The organism is Actinophytocola sp. (genome assembly GCF_035712165.1).
Lineage (GTDB): Bacteria > Actinomycetota > Actinomycetes > Mycobacteriales > Pseudonocardiaceae > DASYTH01.
In genome coordinates, this window is record NZ_DASTBH010000482.1 from 1 (window position 1) to 18,752 (window position 18,752).

Genomic DNA, 18,752 nt, shown 5'->3' on the forward strand with positions numbered 1-18,752 from the left:
GGGCTTTTCGGACACCTCGACGCACGTGCCCTGCCGACCCTGGTGCGAGGATCACTCACGTCATGCGCGTCCTGATGCTGTCCTGGGAGTACCCGCCGGTCGTGGTCGGCGGGCTGGGCCGGCACGTGCACGCGCTGGCCACCCACCTCGCCGAGCAGGGCCACGAGGTCGTGGTGCTGTGCCGGCACGAGGCCGGAACCGACGCGCTGACCCACCCGACGCAGCGCAGCACGCACGAGGGCGTGCGGCTGATCCGGGTCGCCGAGGACCCGACCCACCTGGTGTTCGAGAAGGACCTGGTGGCCTGGACGCTGGCGATGGGGCACGCGATGGTCCGCGCCGGGTTCGCGCTGCTGCGCGGCTGGCGGCCGGACGTGGTGCACGCGCACGACTGGCTGGTCACCCATCCGGCGATCGCGCTGGCCGAGCAGGCCGGGGTGCCGCTGGTGGCCACGTTCCACGCCACCGAGGCCGGCCGGCACAGCGGCTGGCTGTCCGCGCCGCTCAACCAGCAGATTCACTCGGTGGAGTGGTGGCTGGCGAACCGGGCCGACGCGCTGATCACCTGCTCGGCGGCCATGCGGGCGGAGACGGCGCACCTGTTCGAGGTGGACGCCGAGGGCATCGCGGTGATCCACAACGGGATCGAGCCACGCGGCTGGCGGGTGCCGCCGGAACTGGTCCGGCAGTCCCGCAGGCGCCACAGCCCGCGCGGCGAGCCGCTGATCGCGTTCTTCGGCCGGCTGGAGTGGGAGAAGGGCGTGCACGACCTGATCGCCGCGCTGCCCCGGGTCCGGCGCACCCACCCCGGCACCCGGCTGGTGGTGGCCGGACGCGGCCGGCAGGGCCCGGCGCTGGCCAACCAGGCCCGCAAGCTCCGGGTGGCGCGGTCGGTGCGGTTCGTCGGGCACCTGCCCGACCGGGAACTGGTCGCCTGCCTGGCCGCGGCCGACGTCGTGGTGCTGCCCAGCCGGTACGAGCCGTTCGGGATCGTGGCGCTGGAGGCGGCGGCGGCCGGCGCGCCGCTGGTGGCCGCCGCGACCGGGGGGCTCGGCGAGGTGGTGATCGACGGCGAGACCGGGCTGTCGTTCACCCCGGGCGACGTGGCCGGGCTCGCCGAGGCGGTGCGCGCGGTGCTGGACGACCCGGTGGCCGCCGACCGCCGGGCCCGGCGGGCCAAAGCACGCCGGGCCGAGGACTTCGACTGGCGCAAGATCGCCGCCGCGACCGCCGAGGTGTACCGGCGGACCGAGGTGCGCGACATTCCCCCGCTGGGCCGGCCGAAGATCGCCTCCGGCAACGCCTTCACCGCCTGAGGGCCGGTTACTGGCGCTTCTGCAGCGCCTCGTCGGCCTTGCGGGACATGTCGGCGATGGCGGCCCGGTGCTCGGCGTCGGCCTCGTAGTCGGCCAGCCGGTCGCGCACCACCCGGGCCGGGGCGCCGACCGCGATCGCATAGTCCGGGATGTCGCCGCGCACGATCGCGTGCGCGCCGACCACCGCGCCGCGCCCGATCCGGGAGCCGCGCAGCACCGAGACCTTCGTGCCGAGCCAGGTGTCCGGGCCGATCCGCACCGGCGCCTTCACGATGCCCTGGTCCTTGATCGGCACGCCGATGTCGGCGATCACATGGTCGAAGTCGCAGATGTAGACCCAGTCGGCCACCAGCGCGGCGTCGCCCAGTTCGATGTCGAGGTAGCAGTTGATCACGTTCTGCCGGCCGAACACCGCCTTGTCGCCGATCCGCAGCGACCCCTCGTGGCAGCGGATGGCGTTGCCGTCCCCGATGTGCACCCAGCGGCCGATCTCCATCCGCCCGTAGCCGGGCCGGCAGTGGATCTCCACGTGCTTGCCGAGGAACACCATGCCGCGCAGGATGATGTGCGGGTTGGCCAGCCGGAACCGCAGCAGCCGCCAATACCGCACCAGGTACCAGGGCCGCCAGGCGCGGTTGCGGATCACCCAGCGCAGCGAGGCGAGGGTGAGGAACCTGGCCTGCTCCGGGTCCCGCCGCGACCGGCGCCAGCGGTCGGACATGGGCGAGCCCCACATCGTGGTCATGCCCGAACGGTAGCCCACCAGCTAGCCTCGCCGGCATGACGTCGCTGATCATCGACACCGACCCGGGCGTGGACGACGCCTTCGCGATCGCCCTGGCCTGCGCGAGCCCCGAGGTGGACCTGCTGGCGGTGACCACGGTGTTCGGCAACGCCTCGCTGGAGACCACCACCCGCAACGCGCTGCGGCTGCTCGCGCTGTGCGGACGCACCGACGTGCCGGTGGCCGCCGGGGCCGACCGGCCGCTGGTCTACCCGCAGGAGCACGAGGCCGACCGGGTGCACGGCAGCGACGGTCTGTCCGGCCGCGCGCACCTGCTGGCGCCGGGACCGAACGAGGTGTCCGAACTGGACGCGGTCGGGCTGATGGCCAGGCTGCTCGCCGAGGCGGACGAGCCGGTCACGATCGCCCCGATCGGACCGCTGACCAACATCGCGCTGCTGCTCGGCGCCTACCCCAGCCTGCGCGGCAAGATCGAGCGGCTGGTGGTGATGGGCGGCGCGATCTCCGGCGGCAACACCACGGCGGTGTCCGAGTTCAACCTGTGGAGCGATCCGGAGGCGGCCCGCCGGGTCCTGGTCGAGGAGCGGATCCCGACCGTGCTGGTGCCGATCGACCTGACCTTCCAGTGCATGGTGCAGCGGCCCTGGCTGGACCGGCTGGCCGCGTCCGGCCCGCTCGGCGAGACGCTGGTCGGGTTCACCACCGACTACGTGGCGCACTACACGGCGTTCTTCGGCAAGGAGTGCACGATCCTGCACGACGCCATCGCGGTCGCCGAGGCGATCCGCCCCGGCCTGCTGCGGACCAGGAGCTACCCGGTGGAGGTGGACTGCGCGTTCGGCCCGAGCCGCGGCGCGCTGATCGCCGACCGGCGCGAGCCGGAGATCGTCGCCACGTTCGGTTCGAAGCTGGCCCGGGCGCTGGACATCGCGGTAGAGACCGACGTCGACGCGGTCCTCGAGTACCTGCTCAGCCGGCTCGCGCGCTAGCCCTGGCCACCGACGGCGGCAGCCACAGACCGTCCGGCGCCCGTCTGGCCAGCCGGGGCGCCCCGTGCTGGTCCGGCGCCGGCAGGTCCAGCAGAGCCTGGATCACGCCGAGGGCGCCGTCCTCGAAGCTCCACAGCACGTCGTCCGACCCCGGCCGGAACCCGGGCACCATCCGGGCGGCCACCGCATCGTCCTCGCCCCAGATGTGCAGCCGGTCGTAGCAGTCCGGCCAGCCGTACGTGCCGACCAGCACGCACAGGTCCCCAGACTCGTCAGACACCGTCTGGAACACGAATCCGCGGCCGCGCAGCTCCTTGATTCCCTGTTCGATGTTCATCTCGACTCGCAGCCTTCCCCACCGATCCGCGCAGCAAACACCCGGACACGCAGAAAGACGACGGGCGGGCATAGTGGTGCGTTCAGCACACGCGCGAGCCGCACGAATGGCCGAATGGACCACGTTTAAACGTCATCAAAGGGAAAGGTTTCCGCCGAGCTCACGCAGTTTCGTGTGGGTGTCCCGGTAGGCCGACAGGCTCGGAAGAAAGCTCTTGTCCATTTTGCTGGTCACCGTGTAAACGGGGTTGCACACCTGCGCGACCGGTGTGAGCGCGGCCTGCGCGACGAGCTGATAGGCGTCCATCCGGTCGACTCCGCACAGCTCGGCGAGCCAGCCGGTCATGTCCACCTGGGCCACCCGGTAGGCGTTCTCCAGCGGCCGGGCGGCGCCGATGCTCATCAGGTGCGTGTCGGACTCCAGCCGCGGCCACAGGGTCATCACGCCGGGGATCAGGTCCACGATCACGACCGTGTTCATGGCCACCTCGACCCCGGTGCCGCACGCCTCGCCCTCGCCCTGCCGCGCGTGCCCGTCGCCGAGGGAGAACAGCGCACCCTCCACGTTCACCCCGAAGTAGGCGGTGACGCCGGCCCGCATCTCCGGGCTGTCCAGGTTGCCGCCGTGGTTGTCCGGCACCAGCGCCGAGCGCGCCTCGAACGAGGGGGGCGCCACGCCGACGGTGCCGTGCATCGGGTCCATCGGTAGCTCGATGGTGAGATCCGCGCTCTTGGCGTGGTAGGTCACCGTTCGTTTGGCGTTGTCCAGTTCGTAGATCCAGACCAGTTCGGGCAGCGGGTCCTGCAGCGTCGCGGTGTAGGCGTCGGAGGTGAGCGCGCCGAAGAACGGCAGCGTGGTGGCGGCGCCGGTGTCCCGGGCCGGCTCGATCGACACGAAGTGCAGGGCCAGCGTGTCTCCCGGCTTGGCCCCCTCGACGGCGAACGGCCCGGTCTGCGGGTTGAGGAACGGGAACTCGCACACCTGCGAGGCCAGATCCCGTTCGGTGCGCACCTTTCCGGCGAAACAGTCCTCGGTCCACAGCGAGATCACGTCGCCGGGCCGGACCTTGCGCACCGGCGGGGCGCCGCCGAAGGTCCAGCAGAACTCGCCCGGCTCCGGCCGGTACTCGATGAGGGTCATGAGATCTCCTCCCGCTCCGGCTCGGACAGCCTGGGCGTGCGTCCGGTGAACACCAGCACCAGCATGATCACCAGGCCGACCCCGAGCCAGGTCAGCCCGACCACCTGCGCGGCCAGGTTCGCCTTGATCACGACGTAGCCGAGGATCACCAGCCCGCACACCGGAACGACGAGGTGGCGCAGGTAGTCCCGGCTGCGCCTGCGGATCAGGTAGTGCACGACCACCGCGACGTGCAGCAGCAGGAACGCGGTCAGCGCACCGAAGTTGACCAGGGTGGTGAGCAGCGTCAGCCCGTAGTCCTCCCGGGACGTCATCGCGATCCCCACCACCAGGGTGATCGCCGCGACGGCGAACGTGGCGTACTCCGGCACCCGGTAGGTCGGATGCACCCAGGCGAGGAACCGGGGCAGTTGCCGGTCCCGGGCCATCGAGTACAGCACCCTGCTGGTCGCCGCCTGCGCGACGAGGGCGTTGGCGAAGCCCCAGGCGACCGCGGTCGCGACGGCGGTGACCACGTAGAGCCAGTGCCCGCCGGCGGCCTCTGCCGCGCGGTAGAACGCGGTCCCCTCCGGATCACCGTCGGCGAGCAGGGTTTCCCGGTCCGGCACCAGCAGCGCGGCCACCCAGGTCTGCACCACGAACAGCACGGCCACGACGATCAGCGAGCCGATCGTCGCCCTGGCCACCTGGCCGGCTCCCTCGCGGTTCTCCTCGGACAGCGTGGAGATCGCGTCGAAACCCAGGAAGCTCAGCACCGCAACGGATACCGCACCGAAGATCAGCCCGACGGTGAAGGTCTCGGAGTTGAACAGCGGGCTGATGAAGTCCCCGCTCGCCTTCCCGCTGGCCAGCGCGGCGATTCCGATCACCAGGAACAGCGCCAGCACGATCAGTTCGGCGACCAGGATGACCCGGTTGGTGCGCGCGGTGAGCTCGATGCCGAAGTAGTTGATCGCGGTGTTCAGCACGACGAACCCGACCACCCACACCCCCACCGGAATCGCCGGCACCAGGGAGTGCATGGCGATTCCGGAAACGATGTAGAGCAGCGCCGGAACCAGGATGTAGTCGAGCAGGATCTGCCAGCCGGCGATGAAGCCGACCGGCTGTGCGATTCCCCGGCCCGCGTAGGAGTACACCGATCCGGCCAGCGGAAACGCCTTGGACATCTGGGCATAGGAGACGGCGGTGAACACCATGCCCACCGCACCGATCACGTAGGCCAGGGCGACCATGCCGCCCGAGGCGTTGAAAACGCTGCCGAAGATCCCGAACGGGGCGATCGGCACCATGAAGATCAGTCCGTAGATCAGCAGGTCCCAGAACGAAAGTGATCGTTTGAGCTCCTGCCGGTAGCCGAACTGCTCGACGGTCTGGTCGTTCTGCTCGGACATGGCCGGCATTAGAGCACCCGGGCGTGCCAGGCGGAAGACACCTAGGTGGATCAGATGGGGTCAGGTCATCCCGCCGATGTGCACGAATGGGGAACTCGCCGGGCTGGAAGTGGGGACTCGCCGGGGGGTCAGGTGCGCTCGGCCGAGCAGATGAAGGCGGTGGGAGTTCGGCCGATTCTGGTCAGAACCACGGAAACCTCGGCATCGCCGGACAGGCGCAGGCGGGGGCGCAGCTTGTTGGGGTCCACGTCCAGGCCGCGCACGAGGATCTCCACCCGGCCGACGTGGAGCAGGCGGAGTGCGGCGCGCAGCGACTTCTCGGAGTAGTGGCCGTGCTCGAGTATCCGAAATGCCCGGATGCCGGACGGTGGGGCGTCGCCGGAGAGGTAGGCGATCCGTTCGTCCAACTGGCCGAGCCCGTGCCGGGCCGCGTAGTGCCGGACCAGCCCGGCCCGCACCACGGCGCCGTCCGGATCGACGATCCACTCGCCGGGCGGGCGGACCGGGCAGTCGTCCGGTTCGGCGTCCGTGATCGTCCACTGTGGACCAGAAGTGCGGAGCACGGTGGCTCGGCGGGCCACCGTGGCGAACGATCCCCGCCACAGGCAGGCCTCCCGCACCTGGCCGTCCAACGAGACGATCTCCACCTCGCCGGCCCACGGCACGTCCGCGAAGTCGATCCCGGGCGCGCATTTCACCGCCAGGTCGCGGCCCCGGTAGGTCTGCGCCAACTCGTCCAGCGGCGGCGTGAAGTCCGCCGGCCGCCAGCGCCTGCGTCCCGCCGCGTCCCGGCGCCCGGGGTCGGCGAACACCGCGGCGTCCCGGCTCACCGGATGCAGCGCGTCCGCCAGCGCCAGCGCCACCCCCGGGCAGTTGTGCGCCGCCATCGCCAGCCGCACCGGATCGAGATCCGAGCCCAGGCACCGGCCGGCCACCTCGGCCAGCGCCGCGAGGTCCACGCCAACTGAACAGGTCACGTCGTGCACGTCCCGCCCGGCGAACCGGGCCGCACGGCGCCGGGCGACCGCCGCCGGGGTGGCCTGCTGCACCGCCGCGTCGGTGAACAACCACCGGTCCGGATCGTCCACTTTGGCCGAAGCTCGGCGACGCAGCAGCACGGTCTCCAGCACGGCGCCGGCCCGCTCGCCGAGCAGCTCCCGCGCGGTGCGCACATCCGCCAGATAGGACGCGCCGGTCAGCGGCAACCGGCCGACCTCGGCGATCTCGGCCGCCGCGCCGGTCAGATAGGAAACGTCGTCGAGCGAGAACTGATAGCTCACAAAACCCCATCGCCTCGCAAGCTCGGCGTCGGGGCAGTGTTCAACGGTTCGCTCGCAAGCTCGCTCACGAGGTCTTGGTGCCGGTGATCATCACGTTGTAGAACAGCTCGCGCGGGGCGACGCGGCGCAGCACGTTCTCGTCCAGCCAGGAAAGCCGCAGCCACGACTTGTAGGCGAAGAGCTTCCAGCGCAGGCCGAGCTTCTCGGGTGGCACGGCGGCCTCGAAGGTGCGCACCGGCCAGCCGAACAGCGCGGCGGACAGCTCCTCGGTGTGGGCCTTGACCTCGCGCGCGCCGGCGGCCCGGGCCAGGTTCTCCAGCGCGGTGGGGTCGAAGGTGTGGATGTCGACGATCGCCTCCAGCGCGGCCGCCCGGGACGACTCGTCCAGCTCACTCTGCGGGCGCCGCCATTCCCGCAACGGCTCCAGCTTGGTGATATTGGTGGTCAGCCACCAGACGATCCGGCCGAGCCGGCGGGCGTACCAGTCGCCGACCCTGGTCGGCTCGCCGGCGAACACGAACCGCCCGCCCGGCTTGAGCACCCGCAGCACCTCGGCGAACGCCGCCGGCAGGTCCGGGATGTGGTGCAGCACCGCGTGCCCGACCACCAGGTCGAACGTGTCGTCCTCGTAGGGGATGCGCTCGGCGTCGGCCACCCGGCCGTCCACGTCCAGGCCCAGCCCGGCGGCGTTGCGCAGCGCGACGCGGACCATGCCCGGCGACAGGTCGGTCACCGAGCCCTTCTTGATCACGCCACCCTGCATCAGGTTGAGCAGGAAGAACCCGGTGCCACAGCCCAGTTCCATGGCGTGCTCGTAGGGCCAGTCCCGCTCTCCGGCCACCGCCCGGAACCGCCCGACGGCGTAGTCGATGCACCGCTCGTCGTAGGAGATCGACCACTTCTCGTCGTAGGTGTCGGCCTCCCAGTCGTGGTAGAGCACGTTGGCCAGCTTCAGATCCGACCGTGCCGCCTCGACCTCCTCGGCCGAGGCATGGGGGTTCGGAGCGGGATCACTTGCCACTGAACGTCGCCTTCCCCGGCCCGTTCTCGACGAACGACCGCATCCCGGTCTTCTGGTCCTCGGTGGCGAACAGCGCCGCGAACACCTGGCTCTCCACCTTCAGGCCGGTGGCCAGGTCGGTGTCCAGGCCGGTGTCGATGGCCGCCTTGGCCGCGGCCAACGCCCGGGCCGGACCGGTCACGAACTGCCGGGCCCAGCGCAGCGCCGCCTCGTACACGTCGTCCGGGGCGACCACCTCGTCCACGACGCCCAGCGACAGCGCCTCACCGGCCTCGACGAACCGTCCCGTGTAGACGATGTCCTTGGCCTTGCTCGGGCCGATCAGCCGGGCCAGGCGCTGAGTCCCGCCGGCGCCGGGGATGATGCCGAGCAGGATCTCCGGCTGGCCCACCTTGGCGTTGTCGCCGGCGATCCGCCGGTCGCAGCACAGCGCCAGCTCCAGCCCGCCGCCGAGCGCGTAGCCGGTGACCGCCGCGACGGTGGGCTTCGGGATCTCCGCCACCGCGGCGAACGACGAGGACAGCGCCCCGGCCCGCTCCGCCATGTCCACATAGGACATGTCGGCCATCTCCTTGATGTCCGCGCCGGCCGCGAACACCTTCTGTCCGCCGTAGACGATGACGGCCCGGACGTCGGCCCGGTCGGCCGCCTCCCGCGCCGCGGCCCGGATCTCCTCCTGCACCTGCTTGTTGAGCGCGTTCATGGGCGGGCGATCCAACCGGATGGTGCCCACACCGTCCTCGACCTCGAGCCGAACGAACTCACCCACACGTGCCTCCTCTAGGTTTGCGCCGCAGGTTACTCGCCGGTACGACGACTGGCGAAGTACCGGTCGCCCAGCCGTCGCACCTCGAGCTGCTGACCGAACGTGGCTGACAGGTTCTCGCTGGTCAGCACGTCGGTGATCAGTCCCTGCGCGACCACGCCGCCCTCGGCCAGCAGCAGCAGGTGGGTGAACCCGGGCGGGATCTCCTCGACGTGATGGGTGACCAGGATCGTGGCCGGCGCGTCCGGATCGGCGGCCAGCTCGGCCAGCCGGGCCACCAGGTCCTCGCGGCCGCCCAGGTCCAGCCCGGCCGCCGGCTCGTCGAGCAGCAACAGCTCCGGGTCGGTCATCAGGGCCCGGGCGATCAGGGTCCGCTTGCGCTCCCCTTCGGACAATGTGCCGAACCGGCGCTCGCCCAGGTGCGCGACGCCGAGCGCCTTCATCAGGTCGGCGGCGCGGCCGGTGTCGGTGCCGTCGTAGGCCTCCCGCCACCGGCCCAGCACCGCGTAGCCGGCACTGACCACCACGTCGGCGACCTTCTCCTCGCCCGGCACCCGGCCGAGCAGCGCCGCCGAGCAGAACCCGATGCGCGGCCGCAGCTCGAACACGTCCACCCGGCCCAGCCGCTCGCCGAGCACGTCGACCGTGCCGGTGGTCGGGTGCAGCTCGGCCGCGGCCAGGCGCAGCAGGGTGGTCTTGCCGGCCCCGTTCGCGCCGAGCACGACCCAGCGCTCGTCCAGCTCCGCCTGCCAGGTCAGCCCAGCGAGCAGGTTGGTCTGGCCCCGGCGGACGCCGACGTCCACCATCCGAACCACAAGGTCGTCGTCAACCGGTTCCACAGCGCCTATTCAACACGCCTATTCGACACGCAACGCCGCGGGCAGCGACTCGGCGTGCACGATGCCCAGCCGCTGGGTGGCCCTGGTGAGTGCCACGTACAGATCGGCGGGCGAGTCGATCAGGCCGGGCTCCACCACGACCACCGTGTCGAACTCCAGGCCCTTGGCCGCGCGCGGGGTGAGCACGGTGCGGGGCACGTCCAGCGCGTGACCGGGCGCGGCGATCACCGCGACCGTGCCGTCGCCGGCCTCCTTGACCGCCCGCCGCACCGCGTCCTCCAGCTCACCCGGCTCGACCCGCCGGATCCACGGGCGCACCCCGGTCCGGCGCACCGAGACCGGCGCCGCGACCCCGGGCACCACCCGCACGGCCAGCTCCATGATCTCCGCCGGGGTGCGGTAGTTCACGCTCAGCCTGCGGTGCACCCACCGGTCCGCCACGAACGACCCGAGCATCTGCGCCCAGGACCGGGCGCCGGCCGGCGACTCGCGCTGGGCCAGGTCGCCGACCACCGTGATCGACCGGCTCGGGCAGCGCCGCATCACCACCCGCCAGTCCATCTCGGACAGTTCCTGCGCCTCGTCGACCACCACGTGCCCGTAGGCCCAGTTCCGGTCGGCCGCCGCCCGCTCGGCCAGCGACCGGTGGTCGCGCTCCTCGTACCGCTCGGCCAGCCGCTTCGCGTCGATCAGGTCGACGGCCCGCAGCAGCTCCTCGTCCGGGTCCTCGTCGGTGTCGAGGATCTCCAGCACGCCCTCGGCGTAGGCGACCTCGTCGAGCTCACCGGCGTCGGCCTCCTGCGCCGACGGCCCGAGCAGCTCGGCCGCCTCGTCCAGCAGCGCCACGTCGGACACCGTCCAGTCGTGCCCGGCCGGCCGGTACAGGGCGGCGGGCGCCCGGGCGATCGCCAGCCGGGCCGGGGAGGCGAACAGCTCGCGCAGCAGCCGCTCCGGGGTCAGCGCCGGCCACAGCCGCTCCACCACCGCGGCCACGTCCGGGTCGGCGGTCAGGTCGGCCCGGACGTCGGCGGCGAGCATGTCGTAGAGGTCCGGGTCGATGAGATCGACAGCCTGCCGGGTCAGCGCCTCGATCAGTTCGGCGGCGAACGTCGCCCGGGCCTGGTTGTGCCGCAGGCCGGTCGCCCGGGCCTGGTCCCGCGCCTTGGCGACGAGGAACCAGTCCAGCGTGACGGTCACGTCGGACAGCGCGATCTCGACCGGGTCCTCGGGCAGTTCCTGCCGGTCGGCGATGGCCGCCGCCAGCACGTCGATCATGGTGACCGAACCCTTGAGCCGCCGGATCTCCGGCCGCTCCTCGGCGGTCGCGGCCAGGCCCGGCCACAGCTCGCCCGGGGTGGCGAACACCACGTCGGTCTCGCCGAGCGAGGGCAGCACGCCGCCGATGTAGCGCAGGAACTCCGGGTTCGGGCCGATGATCAGCACGCCGGACCGGGACATCCGGTCCTGCTGGTGGTAGAGCAGGTAGGCGACCCGGTGCAGGGCCACGGCGGTCTTGCCGGTGCCCGGTCCGCCGTCGATCACCACCAGCCCGCCGTGCGCCAGCCGGATGATCTCGTCCTGCTCGGCCTGGATGGTCGCCACGATGTCGCGCATGGTCTGCTCGCGCGGCGCGTTGAGCGCGGCCAGCAGCGAGGTGTCCGCGCCATTCGCCGCGTTCACGTCCAGTAAATCGTCGTGGAAATCGACGATCCGGCGCCCGGCTGTGCGAAAATGCCGGCGCCGGACGAGCCCTTCCGGACGTGCGCCGGTGGCGCAGTAGAATGGCCGGGAGGCTGGCGCCCGCCAGTCCATTAACAGCGGTTCGTAGTCGGCCGTCTCGTCGTAGAGGCCGATCCGGCCGATGTAGGCCCGGCTGCCGTCGGCGGCGTCGATCCGGCCGAAACACAGCCCGCTCTCGGCCACCCGCAGCCGGTTCACCTGGCCGGACAGTGTCCGCGCGGTGACCTCCCGGTGCCAGCGAAGCTCCGGGTCGACGGCCGAACTGTCCCGCAGCGTTCGCGCGAGGTCGGCGGACGCCCGAGCCCGCTCGGCGTCCAGCCGATCGTAGAGAAACCTCACGTAATCGCGTTCGGCCGGCAATTCCGGGTTTGACAAGTGATCCTCACATCTGCTATGATCAATCCACTTTCCCGGTGTTATCGGATTAACCGATGGCGCCGGTTTTTCTATTATGTACGGCATTGTCAAGCCGTGCAGCCGTCTTGCCCGTCCGCGCAGCCGGCCTACCACCAGCCCGGCCGCGGGCGATCTACTCACCGGCATGGGACAGGGATACGTTGCCGACACCGCCGCACTGGCGATCCGGGTCGGCGAGCTGCGGGCCGTGGCCGGCGAGGTCGCGGGGGCGTGCTCGGCGCTCGAGGTCGGCGGGGGCGACCTCGGGCCTGGCGACATCGGCGCGGCGGTGCAGGAGGTCGTCGGCCAGTGGCGGGACAACCTGAGCGCGATGACCGACAAGATCGACACGATCGCCGGCAACGTGAGCTCCGCGGTCGCCAACTACACCACCGTCGAGCAACTCGGCGCCGAACGCATGCGCGGCCTGGCCGAGGGCAAGGTCGTCGAGTCCCAGCTCACCGTGCTGCGCGGCGCCGCGGCCATGCTGCTGGCCGGCCGGGGAGGCCAGCCTTGAGCCGGAGCTTTCCCGCGCTGGGGTTCGACCCGGCCAAGGGCGACAAGAGCGCCGTGCAGACCGCGCTGCTGTCGATCGCCACCGCGTTGCAGACGATCGTGGCCACGCTGCCCAGGCTGGAGGAGGCCGCCAAGATCACCGACGACGCGGAGTGGGGCGGCAGCGCGGCCGAGGAGTTCAGCGACCACGGCGACGATCTGCCGATGGCGCTGGGCTCGGGGGCCGAGTCGATGGGGGCGGTGTCCGAGGCGCTGAGCGTGTGGGCCGGCCAGCTTGCCGCCAACCAGGCCCAGGCCGACGACCTGGAGCGGCGGGCCAAGCAGCTCAAGGCCCAGATCGCGACGGCCGAGGACGCCCTGGGCCAGGCCGCGGGCGCGATCCCCAGGGACACCGGCAACCCGCAGTACAACGCCAGGTTCGACGCCTACCTGGCTGCGGTCGACAGGTGCGCGAAGCTCGACGACGCGCTGCAGAAGGTGATCGACGAGGCCAACCGCCTGCGGGCCAAGCACCAGCGGCAGGCCGACGCGGCAGCGGACAAGATCCGCTCCGGCCCGGACGACGCGTTCAAGCCGGAGAACGACACGTGGTACGTGCAGACCCTGGACGGGGTGTCCAAGGTGTCCGGGATCGTCTCGGCAGCCACCGCCGCGGCCGCCGCCGGGCTCGCGATCACCGGGGTGGGCGCGCCGGCCGCGGCCGTGCTCGGCGCGGTCGCCACCGGCACCGGCGGGATCGCCCTGGTGTCCGGCCTCGGACAGCGGGCCGCCGGGTCACGCAACGCGCCGGGCAACCTCGACCTGGTGCTCTCGGCGCTGCCGGCCCGGACGTTCACCTCCGGCGCGATCGGCGGCCTCAAGGGCCTGGCCCGGCCCACCCTGGCGGCCGGCCGGGCGCGCACCGGCCTGAAGGGACTGCGGGAGGGCGCCGCCGAGGGCTTCACCGCCGCCGGCCTGCCGCTCTACGCCCGGCACGTGCAGGAGTACCTCCAGCTCGCCCGCCGGTACGGACCGGCGCAGGCCCTGCGGGCGAAGGTCGCCACCGACGGCGCGATCAAGGTGCTCAGCGGCAACGACAAGCTCGCCGCCGAGGCGTTCGTGCAGTCGGTGGACGCCACCGCCCGGACCATCGAGGCGTCCGGCACGAAGCTGACCCTGGAGCAGAAGCGCGAGCTGGAGATGCTCAAGATCCTGGCCAACCCGACCCAGGCACAGCTGGAGAACAGCGGAATCAAGGTGACCACCGACACGATCAAGGGCAAGTGACCATGCGCCTCGCCGTCCCGGACACCGTCCGTTCGCTGCCGCTGGAGCAGCCGCAGCGAGCGGTCCAGGAGTTCGCCACGATCATCGGAGAGCTGCGGGACGCGCCCGACGGCGCCGCCGCCGATCTGGAGGCGGTGGCCACCGAGGCGATCGACGCGGCGCTGGCCGGCGGCGCCTTCATGATGGCCGTGGTCACCCCGCCCGACGCCGCCCCCGCGCTGCTCACCGGCACCGTGCTGGAGGTCCCGCCCTCGTGGTCGGCCGGTACCGCCGAACAGCTCCGCGACTCCCTCGACGACGTCGGCGGGCCCGACGTGCGCGAGACCATCACCGTCGACACCGGCCTGGGCCCCGCCGTCATCGTGCACCGCGTGCCCGGCCGGGAGCAGGCCCGCGAACGCCGCCCGCTCGCCCTGCAGCTGCAGGCCTTCATCCCGGAACCGGGCACCGGCCGCATGCTCCTGCTCACCCTGGCCAGCCCCTCCCCCGAGGGCTGGCCCGTCCACCAGCTTCTCTTCGCCCAGCTCGTCGCCTCCGCCCAGGCCACGCCGGACCTCCCACCCGCCGACGACCCCTCCTACGAGACCCACACCTACCGCCTCTGACCGGCGGACGGGTTCGGCCGGGTCGTGCGGGATCCGGTAATGATGTACGTGTGGCGCTCCCGACCTCGACCGCACCGGTTCTGCCGGGCCGACCGTTCCCCCTCGGCGCCCATCCCGAGGCGGGTGGTGTGCGCTTCGCGGTGAGCTCGTCCACCGCGGAGGCGGTCGAGCTGTGCCTGATCGCCGAGGACGGCACCGAGCGGCGGGTCGAGCTGACCGAACGCACCTTCGGCATCTGGCACGGTCTGGTCCCCGGCGTGACCCCCGGCCAGCGCTACGGCTACCGGGTGCACGGCCGCTACGACCCGGTCCGCGGCGTGCGCTGCAACCCGGCCAAGATCCTGGTCGACCCCTACGCCCGGCGGATCACCCCGGTCCGGCCGGAGCTCGATCAGGCGCTGGGCTACCTCGACCACCCGATCACCGGCGGTCCGTCCCCGGTCGACTCGCTCGGCCACGTGCCGCTGTCCGTGGTGGCCTCGCCCGGCGGTCCGGACACCGGTACCCAGCCGGACACCCCGTTCGAGGAAACCCTGATCTACGAGCTGCACGTGCGCGGCTTCACCATGCGCCACCCGGACGTGCCGCCGCACCAGCGCGGCACCTACCTCGGCCTGACCCATCCGTCCGTCGTGGACTACCTGGTCCGGCTCGGCGTGACCGCCGTCGAGCTGCTGCCGGTGCACGCCTTCGTCGACGAGCCGCAACTGCTGCGCAGCGGCCGGCACAACTACTGGGGCTACGCCTCGCTCGGCTTCTTCGCCCCGCATCCCGGCTACGCGAGCGTTGCCGGCCGGGAGATCGCCGAGTTCCGCACCATGGTCGCCGCCCTGCACGCCGCCGGCATCGAGGTGCTGCTCGACGTGGTCTACAACCACACCTGCGAGGGCGGGATCGACGGTCCGACGCTGTCGCTGCGCGGCCTGGACGCCCCCGCCTACTACCTGCTCGACTCCCATGGCCTCGACGTCGACCTGACCGGCTGCGGCAACACGCTCAACCCGGCCTCGCCGACCGTGGTCCGGATGGTCACCGACTCGATGCGCTACTTCGCCACCGAACTGGGCGTGGACGGCTTCCGGCTGGACCTGGCCACGGCGCTGGGCCGGCCGCACGGCGGCGGGTTCGACCCGTACTCGCCGCTGCTCACCGCGATCACCTGCGATCCGGTGCTGGCCCGGTGCAAGCTGATCGCCGAACCCTGGGACGCCACCGCCGCCGGCTACCGCATCGGCCAGTTCGCCCCACAGTGGACGGAGTGGAACGGGCGGTTCCGGGACGGGGTAAGGGACTTCTGGCGCGGCGGGGTCGGCGTGCGCGATCTGGCCTACCGGTTGTCCGGCTCCGAGGACCTGTACGCGGCCAACACCCGCCGGCCCTGGGCCTCGATCAACTTCATCACCGCGCACGACGGGTTCACCCTGCGCGACCTGGTCTCCTACAACGAAAAGCACAACGAGGCCAACGGCGAGGAGGGGCGGGACGGCACCAACGACAACCGGTCCTGGAACTGCGGTGTCGAGGGCGAGACCGACGACGAGGCGGTGCTCGCCCTGCGCGACCGCCAGGCCCGCAACCTGCTCGCCACGCTGCTGCTGTCCACCGGCACGCCGATGCTGTGCGCGGGCGACGAACGGTGGCGCACCCAGCACGGCAACAACAATCCCTACGTGCTGGACGACGAGACGTCCTGGGTGGACTGGACGCCCGAGGAGCGGGCCGAGGACCTGCTCGCGTTCACCAGAAGGCTCGCCCGGCTGCGCGCCGAGTCCCCGGCGTTACGCCAGCCGCAGTTCTTCGACGGGCGGCCGACCCATGCGGGCGAGCCGGACCTGGTGTGGTTCCGCCCGGACGGCAACCCGATGACCGGCGCCGACTGGTTCGACGACTCGCGGCGCACGCTCGGCATGTGGATCGACGGGTCGCAGAGTTTGTCCCGGAACCGGGAGGGCGTGCAGGTGCCGGACGACTCGTGGCTGCTGCTGCTGCACGCCGGTGATCATCCGGTCGACGTGGTGCTGCCCAGCGTCCACTACGGCGAGCGGTTCGAGCCGGTGCTGGACACCACCTCGCGGGTCGGCACCGGCGTCCCGACCCCGCCGCTGCGGCCGGGCGACATGATCACCTTGCCCGCTCGAGCCCTGCTGGTGTACCGCGCGACCCGTACCACCACCTGAGACGCCTGGCCCCCGGATCAACGGCCATGCCACGATCGTGCCCATGACCCGGTCGCCGAACCTGTTCTGCTGGCGCGACCGCGCGATCGACCTGCTGCTGGTGGCGTCGTGCGGCTGTACCGCCATGCGGCCCGGAGATCGGCTCAGCTGACCGGCTTCGTGCCGCGCCGTTCGCACCCTCTCTGGCAAACCCTTACCTGGAGCGAATGATGACGGCTTCGGTCGCCCAGATCGACCTGCACCACCATGCCCGCCTACCCCGCCTCGCCGAACTGCTCGCCCCCCGGCGTCCGTTGTGGACGCCGACCGAGCTGCGCGGCCTGACCACGGCCGTCGCGGTGGAGCTCACCGGACCGCTGCTGGACATCCTGCGGTTCGCCAGCCCGGACCGGTGGTGGGCCCGGCTCGCGCTGACCGACGAGGTCGAACTGTGGCTGCTGTCCTGGCTGCCCGGACAGGGCACGGCGCCGCACGACCACGGCGGCGCAGCAGGCGCGTTCACCGTGCTGCTCGGGGACCTGGCGGAGACCTTCCGGTACCCGTCCGGGCCGATCCGCCAGGAGTCGCACGGCACCGGCGTCTCGATCGGGTTCGGCTCCGGCCGCGCGCACCAGGTGCGCAACCTCGGACCGGCGCGGGCGGCGAGCGTGCACGCGTATTCGCCACCGCTGGTGCCCACTCGCGAGTACGTTAGCCTGCGCGACATTCCGGACGAGATCCCGCCGCTGCCCGCCCGGCGTTCGCTCGCCGAACTCCGACTGGAACCCGTGGAGCCATGAGCAGAATCGACGAGGTGCTCGCCGAGGCACGGTCCGGCCTCGACCGGGTGGACCCCGCGCGAGCCGCCGAGTTACAGGCCGACGGCGCTCTTGTCGTGGACATCCGCCCGCACGCCAACCGCGCCGCCGAGGGCGAGATCCCCGGCGCCGTCCCGGTCGAACGGATCGTCCTGGAATGGCGGCTCGACCCGCGCGGCGAGCACCGGATCCCCGGTTTCACCGAGGACACCACCGTGATCGTGGTGTGCAACGAGGGCTACTCCTCCAGCCTGGCCGCCCGCGACCTGCGGGCCCTCGGCCTGCGGCACGCCACCGACCTCATCGGCGGCTACCGCGCCTGGCACGCCGCCGGCCTGCCCACCGCCGCCGGCCCCACCCCGGCGGTCACCTGAGGGTCAGCAGACCTCGAGGCGGCTGCGGGTCTTGGCCACCCGCGGCCACCACGGGACCAGCTTCTCGGCCTCGCCGATGATCGCCCGGGCGGTGCGGTTGTCGCCGGCGGCCATGTGGGCGCGGGCGAGCGTGGCCAGGTCGTCGGCGCGGCAGAGCACGTCGTCACCGGTGCCGGCGGCCCGGCGGGCCAGCGAGATCGCCCGGTCCAGGTTGCCGCGCAGCAGCGCCAGCAGTGCCCGCGACCCGTTGAGCTTGTGGCTCGGATAGCCGAGCGTCTCGGCGTTGTCCAGGGCCGTGGTGGCGGTGGACAGGCCGAGCTCCGAGTCGAGCTGACCGGCCTCGACCGTGGTGCAGGCGAGCCCGGCCAGCGCGGCGAAGGACCGCGCGGCCTCGTCCGGCTCCTGGTCGAGCTCGGAGGCGAGCTTGACCGCGAGCACCATCGCCTCGGCGTAGCGGCCCTGCGCCTCCAGCACCACGATCCGCGCGGCGAGGGCGGTGCGCAGGTCGGGGTAGGACTTGGCCAGCCGCAACGCCATCCGCTCGGCGGTGGCCAGGTCGCCGTTGCGGGCCGCGTCGATCGCCTGCCCGGTCAGCGGTGCGGCCTCGAGTTGCTGCGCCTGGCGGTGGCTGAGCCGGTGCAGCCGCAGCAGCATCCAGCCGGTCGAGGTGGAGCCTGCGGTCTTGCGCGGCACCAGGCCGTACCCGACCGCCAGGACCGCGGTGATCGCCAGCCCGTGCGTGACGGGGTTCCCGCTGTCGCGCGCGGCGGCCGTCACGGTCGCCGCCGCGGCCACCCCACCCAGGGCCGAGCACAGCGCCGCGCCCCACAGCCGCGGCCGGACCGGGGACCGGCCGGGCCCGACCGACACCGAGACCAGGACCGGCAGCGCCCGCAGCACCACCGGCCGCGCCGCACCGCCCCACTCCAGGCAGCGCGGGCCCACCCCGATCACCACCCGGTGCACCCGCACGCCGAGCAACAGCGCGCCGGCCAGCATGCCCAGCTGTAACCCGGCGTGTCCGACGAACACCCCGGCCACCGCCCCGGCCAGC

The 18,752-nt window shown here is 72.1% G+C and carries 18 protein-coding genes; 8 read left to right on the plus strand and 10 right to left on the minus strand.

Annotated features, from left to right (window positions below):
* Positions 1-62 precede the first annotated feature (62 nt).
* A complete protein-coding gene (locus tag VFO68_RS27195; protein WP_325161242.1) occupies positions 63-1,316 on the plus strand; it encodes a glycosyltransferase family 4 protein in 1,254 nt (417 codons plus the stop codon).
* Positions 1,317-1,323: 7 nt separating this feature from the next.
* On the opposite strand, the gene VFO68_RS27200 is transcribed toward VFO68_RS27195, so the two are convergent.
* Positions 1,324-2,061 carry an acyltransferase gene (locus VFO68_RS27200; RefSeq protein ID WP_325161243.1) on the minus strand — a complete coding sequence of 246 codons (738 nt, stop codon included), beginning with the start codon at positions 2,059-2,061 and terminating at the stop codon, positions 1,324-1,326.
* Between the two features lie 35 nt (positions 2,062-2,096).
* Here VFO68_RS27200 and VFO68_RS27205 point away from each other — a divergent pair, with 35 nt between their 5' ends.
* Positions 2,097-3,050, plus strand: coding sequence for a nucleoside hydrolase (locus VFO68_RS27205; RefSeq protein ID WP_325161244.1), 954 nt, complete (start codon positions 2,097-2,099; stop codon positions 3,048-3,050).
* On the opposite strand, the gene VFO68_RS27210 is transcribed toward VFO68_RS27205, so the two are convergent.
* The 8 genes from VFO68_RS27210 to VFO68_RS27245 all read right to left on the minus strand — a co-directional run bounded on the left by VFO68_RS27210 (position 3,031) and on the right by VFO68_RS27245 (position 12,029).
* A complete protein-coding gene (locus VFO68_RS27210; protein WP_325161245.1) occupies positions 3,031-3,387 on the minus strand; it encodes a hypothetical protein in 357 nt (118 codons plus the stop codon). The genes VFO68_RS27205 and VFO68_RS27210 overlap by 20 nt on opposite strands.
* A gap of 135 nt (positions 3,388-3,522) precedes the next feature.
* On the minus strand, positions 3,523-4,527 hold the full coding sequence (locus VFO68_RS27215; RefSeq protein WP_325161246.1) for an acetamidase/formamidase family protein: 1,005 nt from the start codon (positions 4,525-4,527) through the stop codon (positions 3,523-3,525).
* Positions 4,524-5,921: an APC family permease gene (locus tag VFO68_RS27220; RefSeq protein WP_325161247.1), complete on the minus strand. Its 1,398-nt coding sequence runs from the start codon at positions 5,919-5,921 to the stop codon at positions 4,524-4,526. The genes VFO68_RS27215 and VFO68_RS27220 overlap by 4 nt, the downstream gene beginning before the upstream one ends.
* A gap of 128 nt (positions 5,922-6,049) precedes the next feature.
* Entirely contained in the window at positions 6,050-7,201 is a 1,152-nt protein-coding gene (locus VFO68_RS27225) for a THUMP-like domain-containing protein (RefSeq protein WP_325161248.1), read from the minus strand.
* Positions 7,202-7,265: 64 nt separating this feature from the next.
* Complete coding sequence (locus tag VFO68_RS27230) at positions 7,266-8,222, minus strand: class I SAM-dependent methyltransferase (protein WP_325161249.1); 957 nt, start codon at positions 8,220-8,222, stop codon at positions 7,266-7,268.
* On the minus strand, positions 8,212-8,991 hold the full coding sequence (locus VFO68_RS27235) for an enoyl-CoA hydratase/isomerase family protein (RefSeq protein WP_325161250.1): 780 nt from the start codon (positions 8,989-8,991) through the stop codon (positions 8,212-8,214). The genes VFO68_RS27230 and VFO68_RS27235 overlap by 11 nt, the downstream gene beginning before the upstream one ends.
* 29 nt (positions 8,992-9,020) lie before the next feature.
* Complete coding sequence (locus tag VFO68_RS27240; RefSeq protein WP_325161259.1) at positions 9,021-9,794, minus strand: ABC transporter ATP-binding protein; 774 nt, start codon at positions 9,792-9,794, stop codon at positions 9,021-9,023.
* 51 nt (positions 9,795-9,845) lie between these two features.
* Positions 9,846-12,029 (minus strand): ATP-binding domain-containing protein, encoded by a 2,184-nt coding sequence (locus VFO68_RS27245; protein WP_414635587.1) that lies wholly within the window; start codon positions 12,027-12,029, stop codon positions 9,846-9,848.
* A gap of 79 nt (positions 12,030-12,108) precedes the next feature.
* Between VFO68_RS27245 and VFO68_RS27250 the strand changes: the two genes are divergently transcribed.
* The 6 genes from VFO68_RS27250 (at position 12,109) to VFO68_RS27275 (ending at position 17,698) form a co-directional block, all read left to right on the plus strand.
* A complete protein-coding gene (locus tag VFO68_RS27250; RefSeq protein WP_325161252.1) occupies positions 12,109-12,480 on the plus strand; it encodes a hypothetical protein in 372 nt (123 codons plus the stop codon).
* The gene (locus tag VFO68_RS27255) at positions 12,477-13,745 is read left to right on the plus strand and encodes a hypothetical protein (protein ID WP_325161253.1); all 1,269 of its coding nucleotides are present in this window, start codon (positions 12,477-12,479) and stop codon (positions 13,743-13,745) included. Before VFO68_RS27250 ends, VFO68_RS27255 begins: the two co-directional genes overlap by 4 nt.
* A complete protein-coding gene (locus tag VFO68_RS27260) occupies positions 13,742-14,350 on the plus strand; it encodes a hypothetical protein (RefSeq protein ID WP_325161254.1) in 609 nt (202 codons plus the stop codon). The genes VFO68_RS27255 and VFO68_RS27260 overlap by 4 nt, the downstream gene beginning before the upstream one ends.
* A gap of 50 nt (positions 14,351-14,400) precedes the next feature.
* Entirely contained in the window at positions 14,401-16,527 is a 2,127-nt protein-coding gene (gene glgX, locus VFO68_RS27265) for a glycogen debranching protein GlgX (protein ID WP_325161255.1), read from the plus strand.
* Positions 16,528-16,736: 209 nt separating this feature from the next.
* Positions 16,737-17,306, plus strand: a complete 570-nt coding sequence (locus VFO68_RS27270) for a cysteine dioxygenase family protein (RefSeq protein WP_325161256.1) — start codon at positions 16,737-16,739, stop codon at positions 17,304-17,306.
* Positions 17,303-17,698 (plus strand): rhodanese-like domain-containing protein, encoded by a 396-nt coding sequence (locus tag VFO68_RS27275; protein ID WP_325161257.1) that lies wholly within the window; start codon positions 17,303-17,305, stop codon positions 17,696-17,698. Before VFO68_RS27270 ends, VFO68_RS27275 begins: the two co-directional genes overlap by 4 nt.
* 3 nt (positions 17,699-17,701) lie before the next feature.
* Here VFO68_RS27275 and VFO68_RS27280 read toward each other — a convergent pair.
* Positions 17,702-18,752: hypothetical protein (locus tag VFO68_RS27280; protein WP_325161258.1), on the minus strand; the 1,051-nt coding region annotated here is incomplete at its 5' end.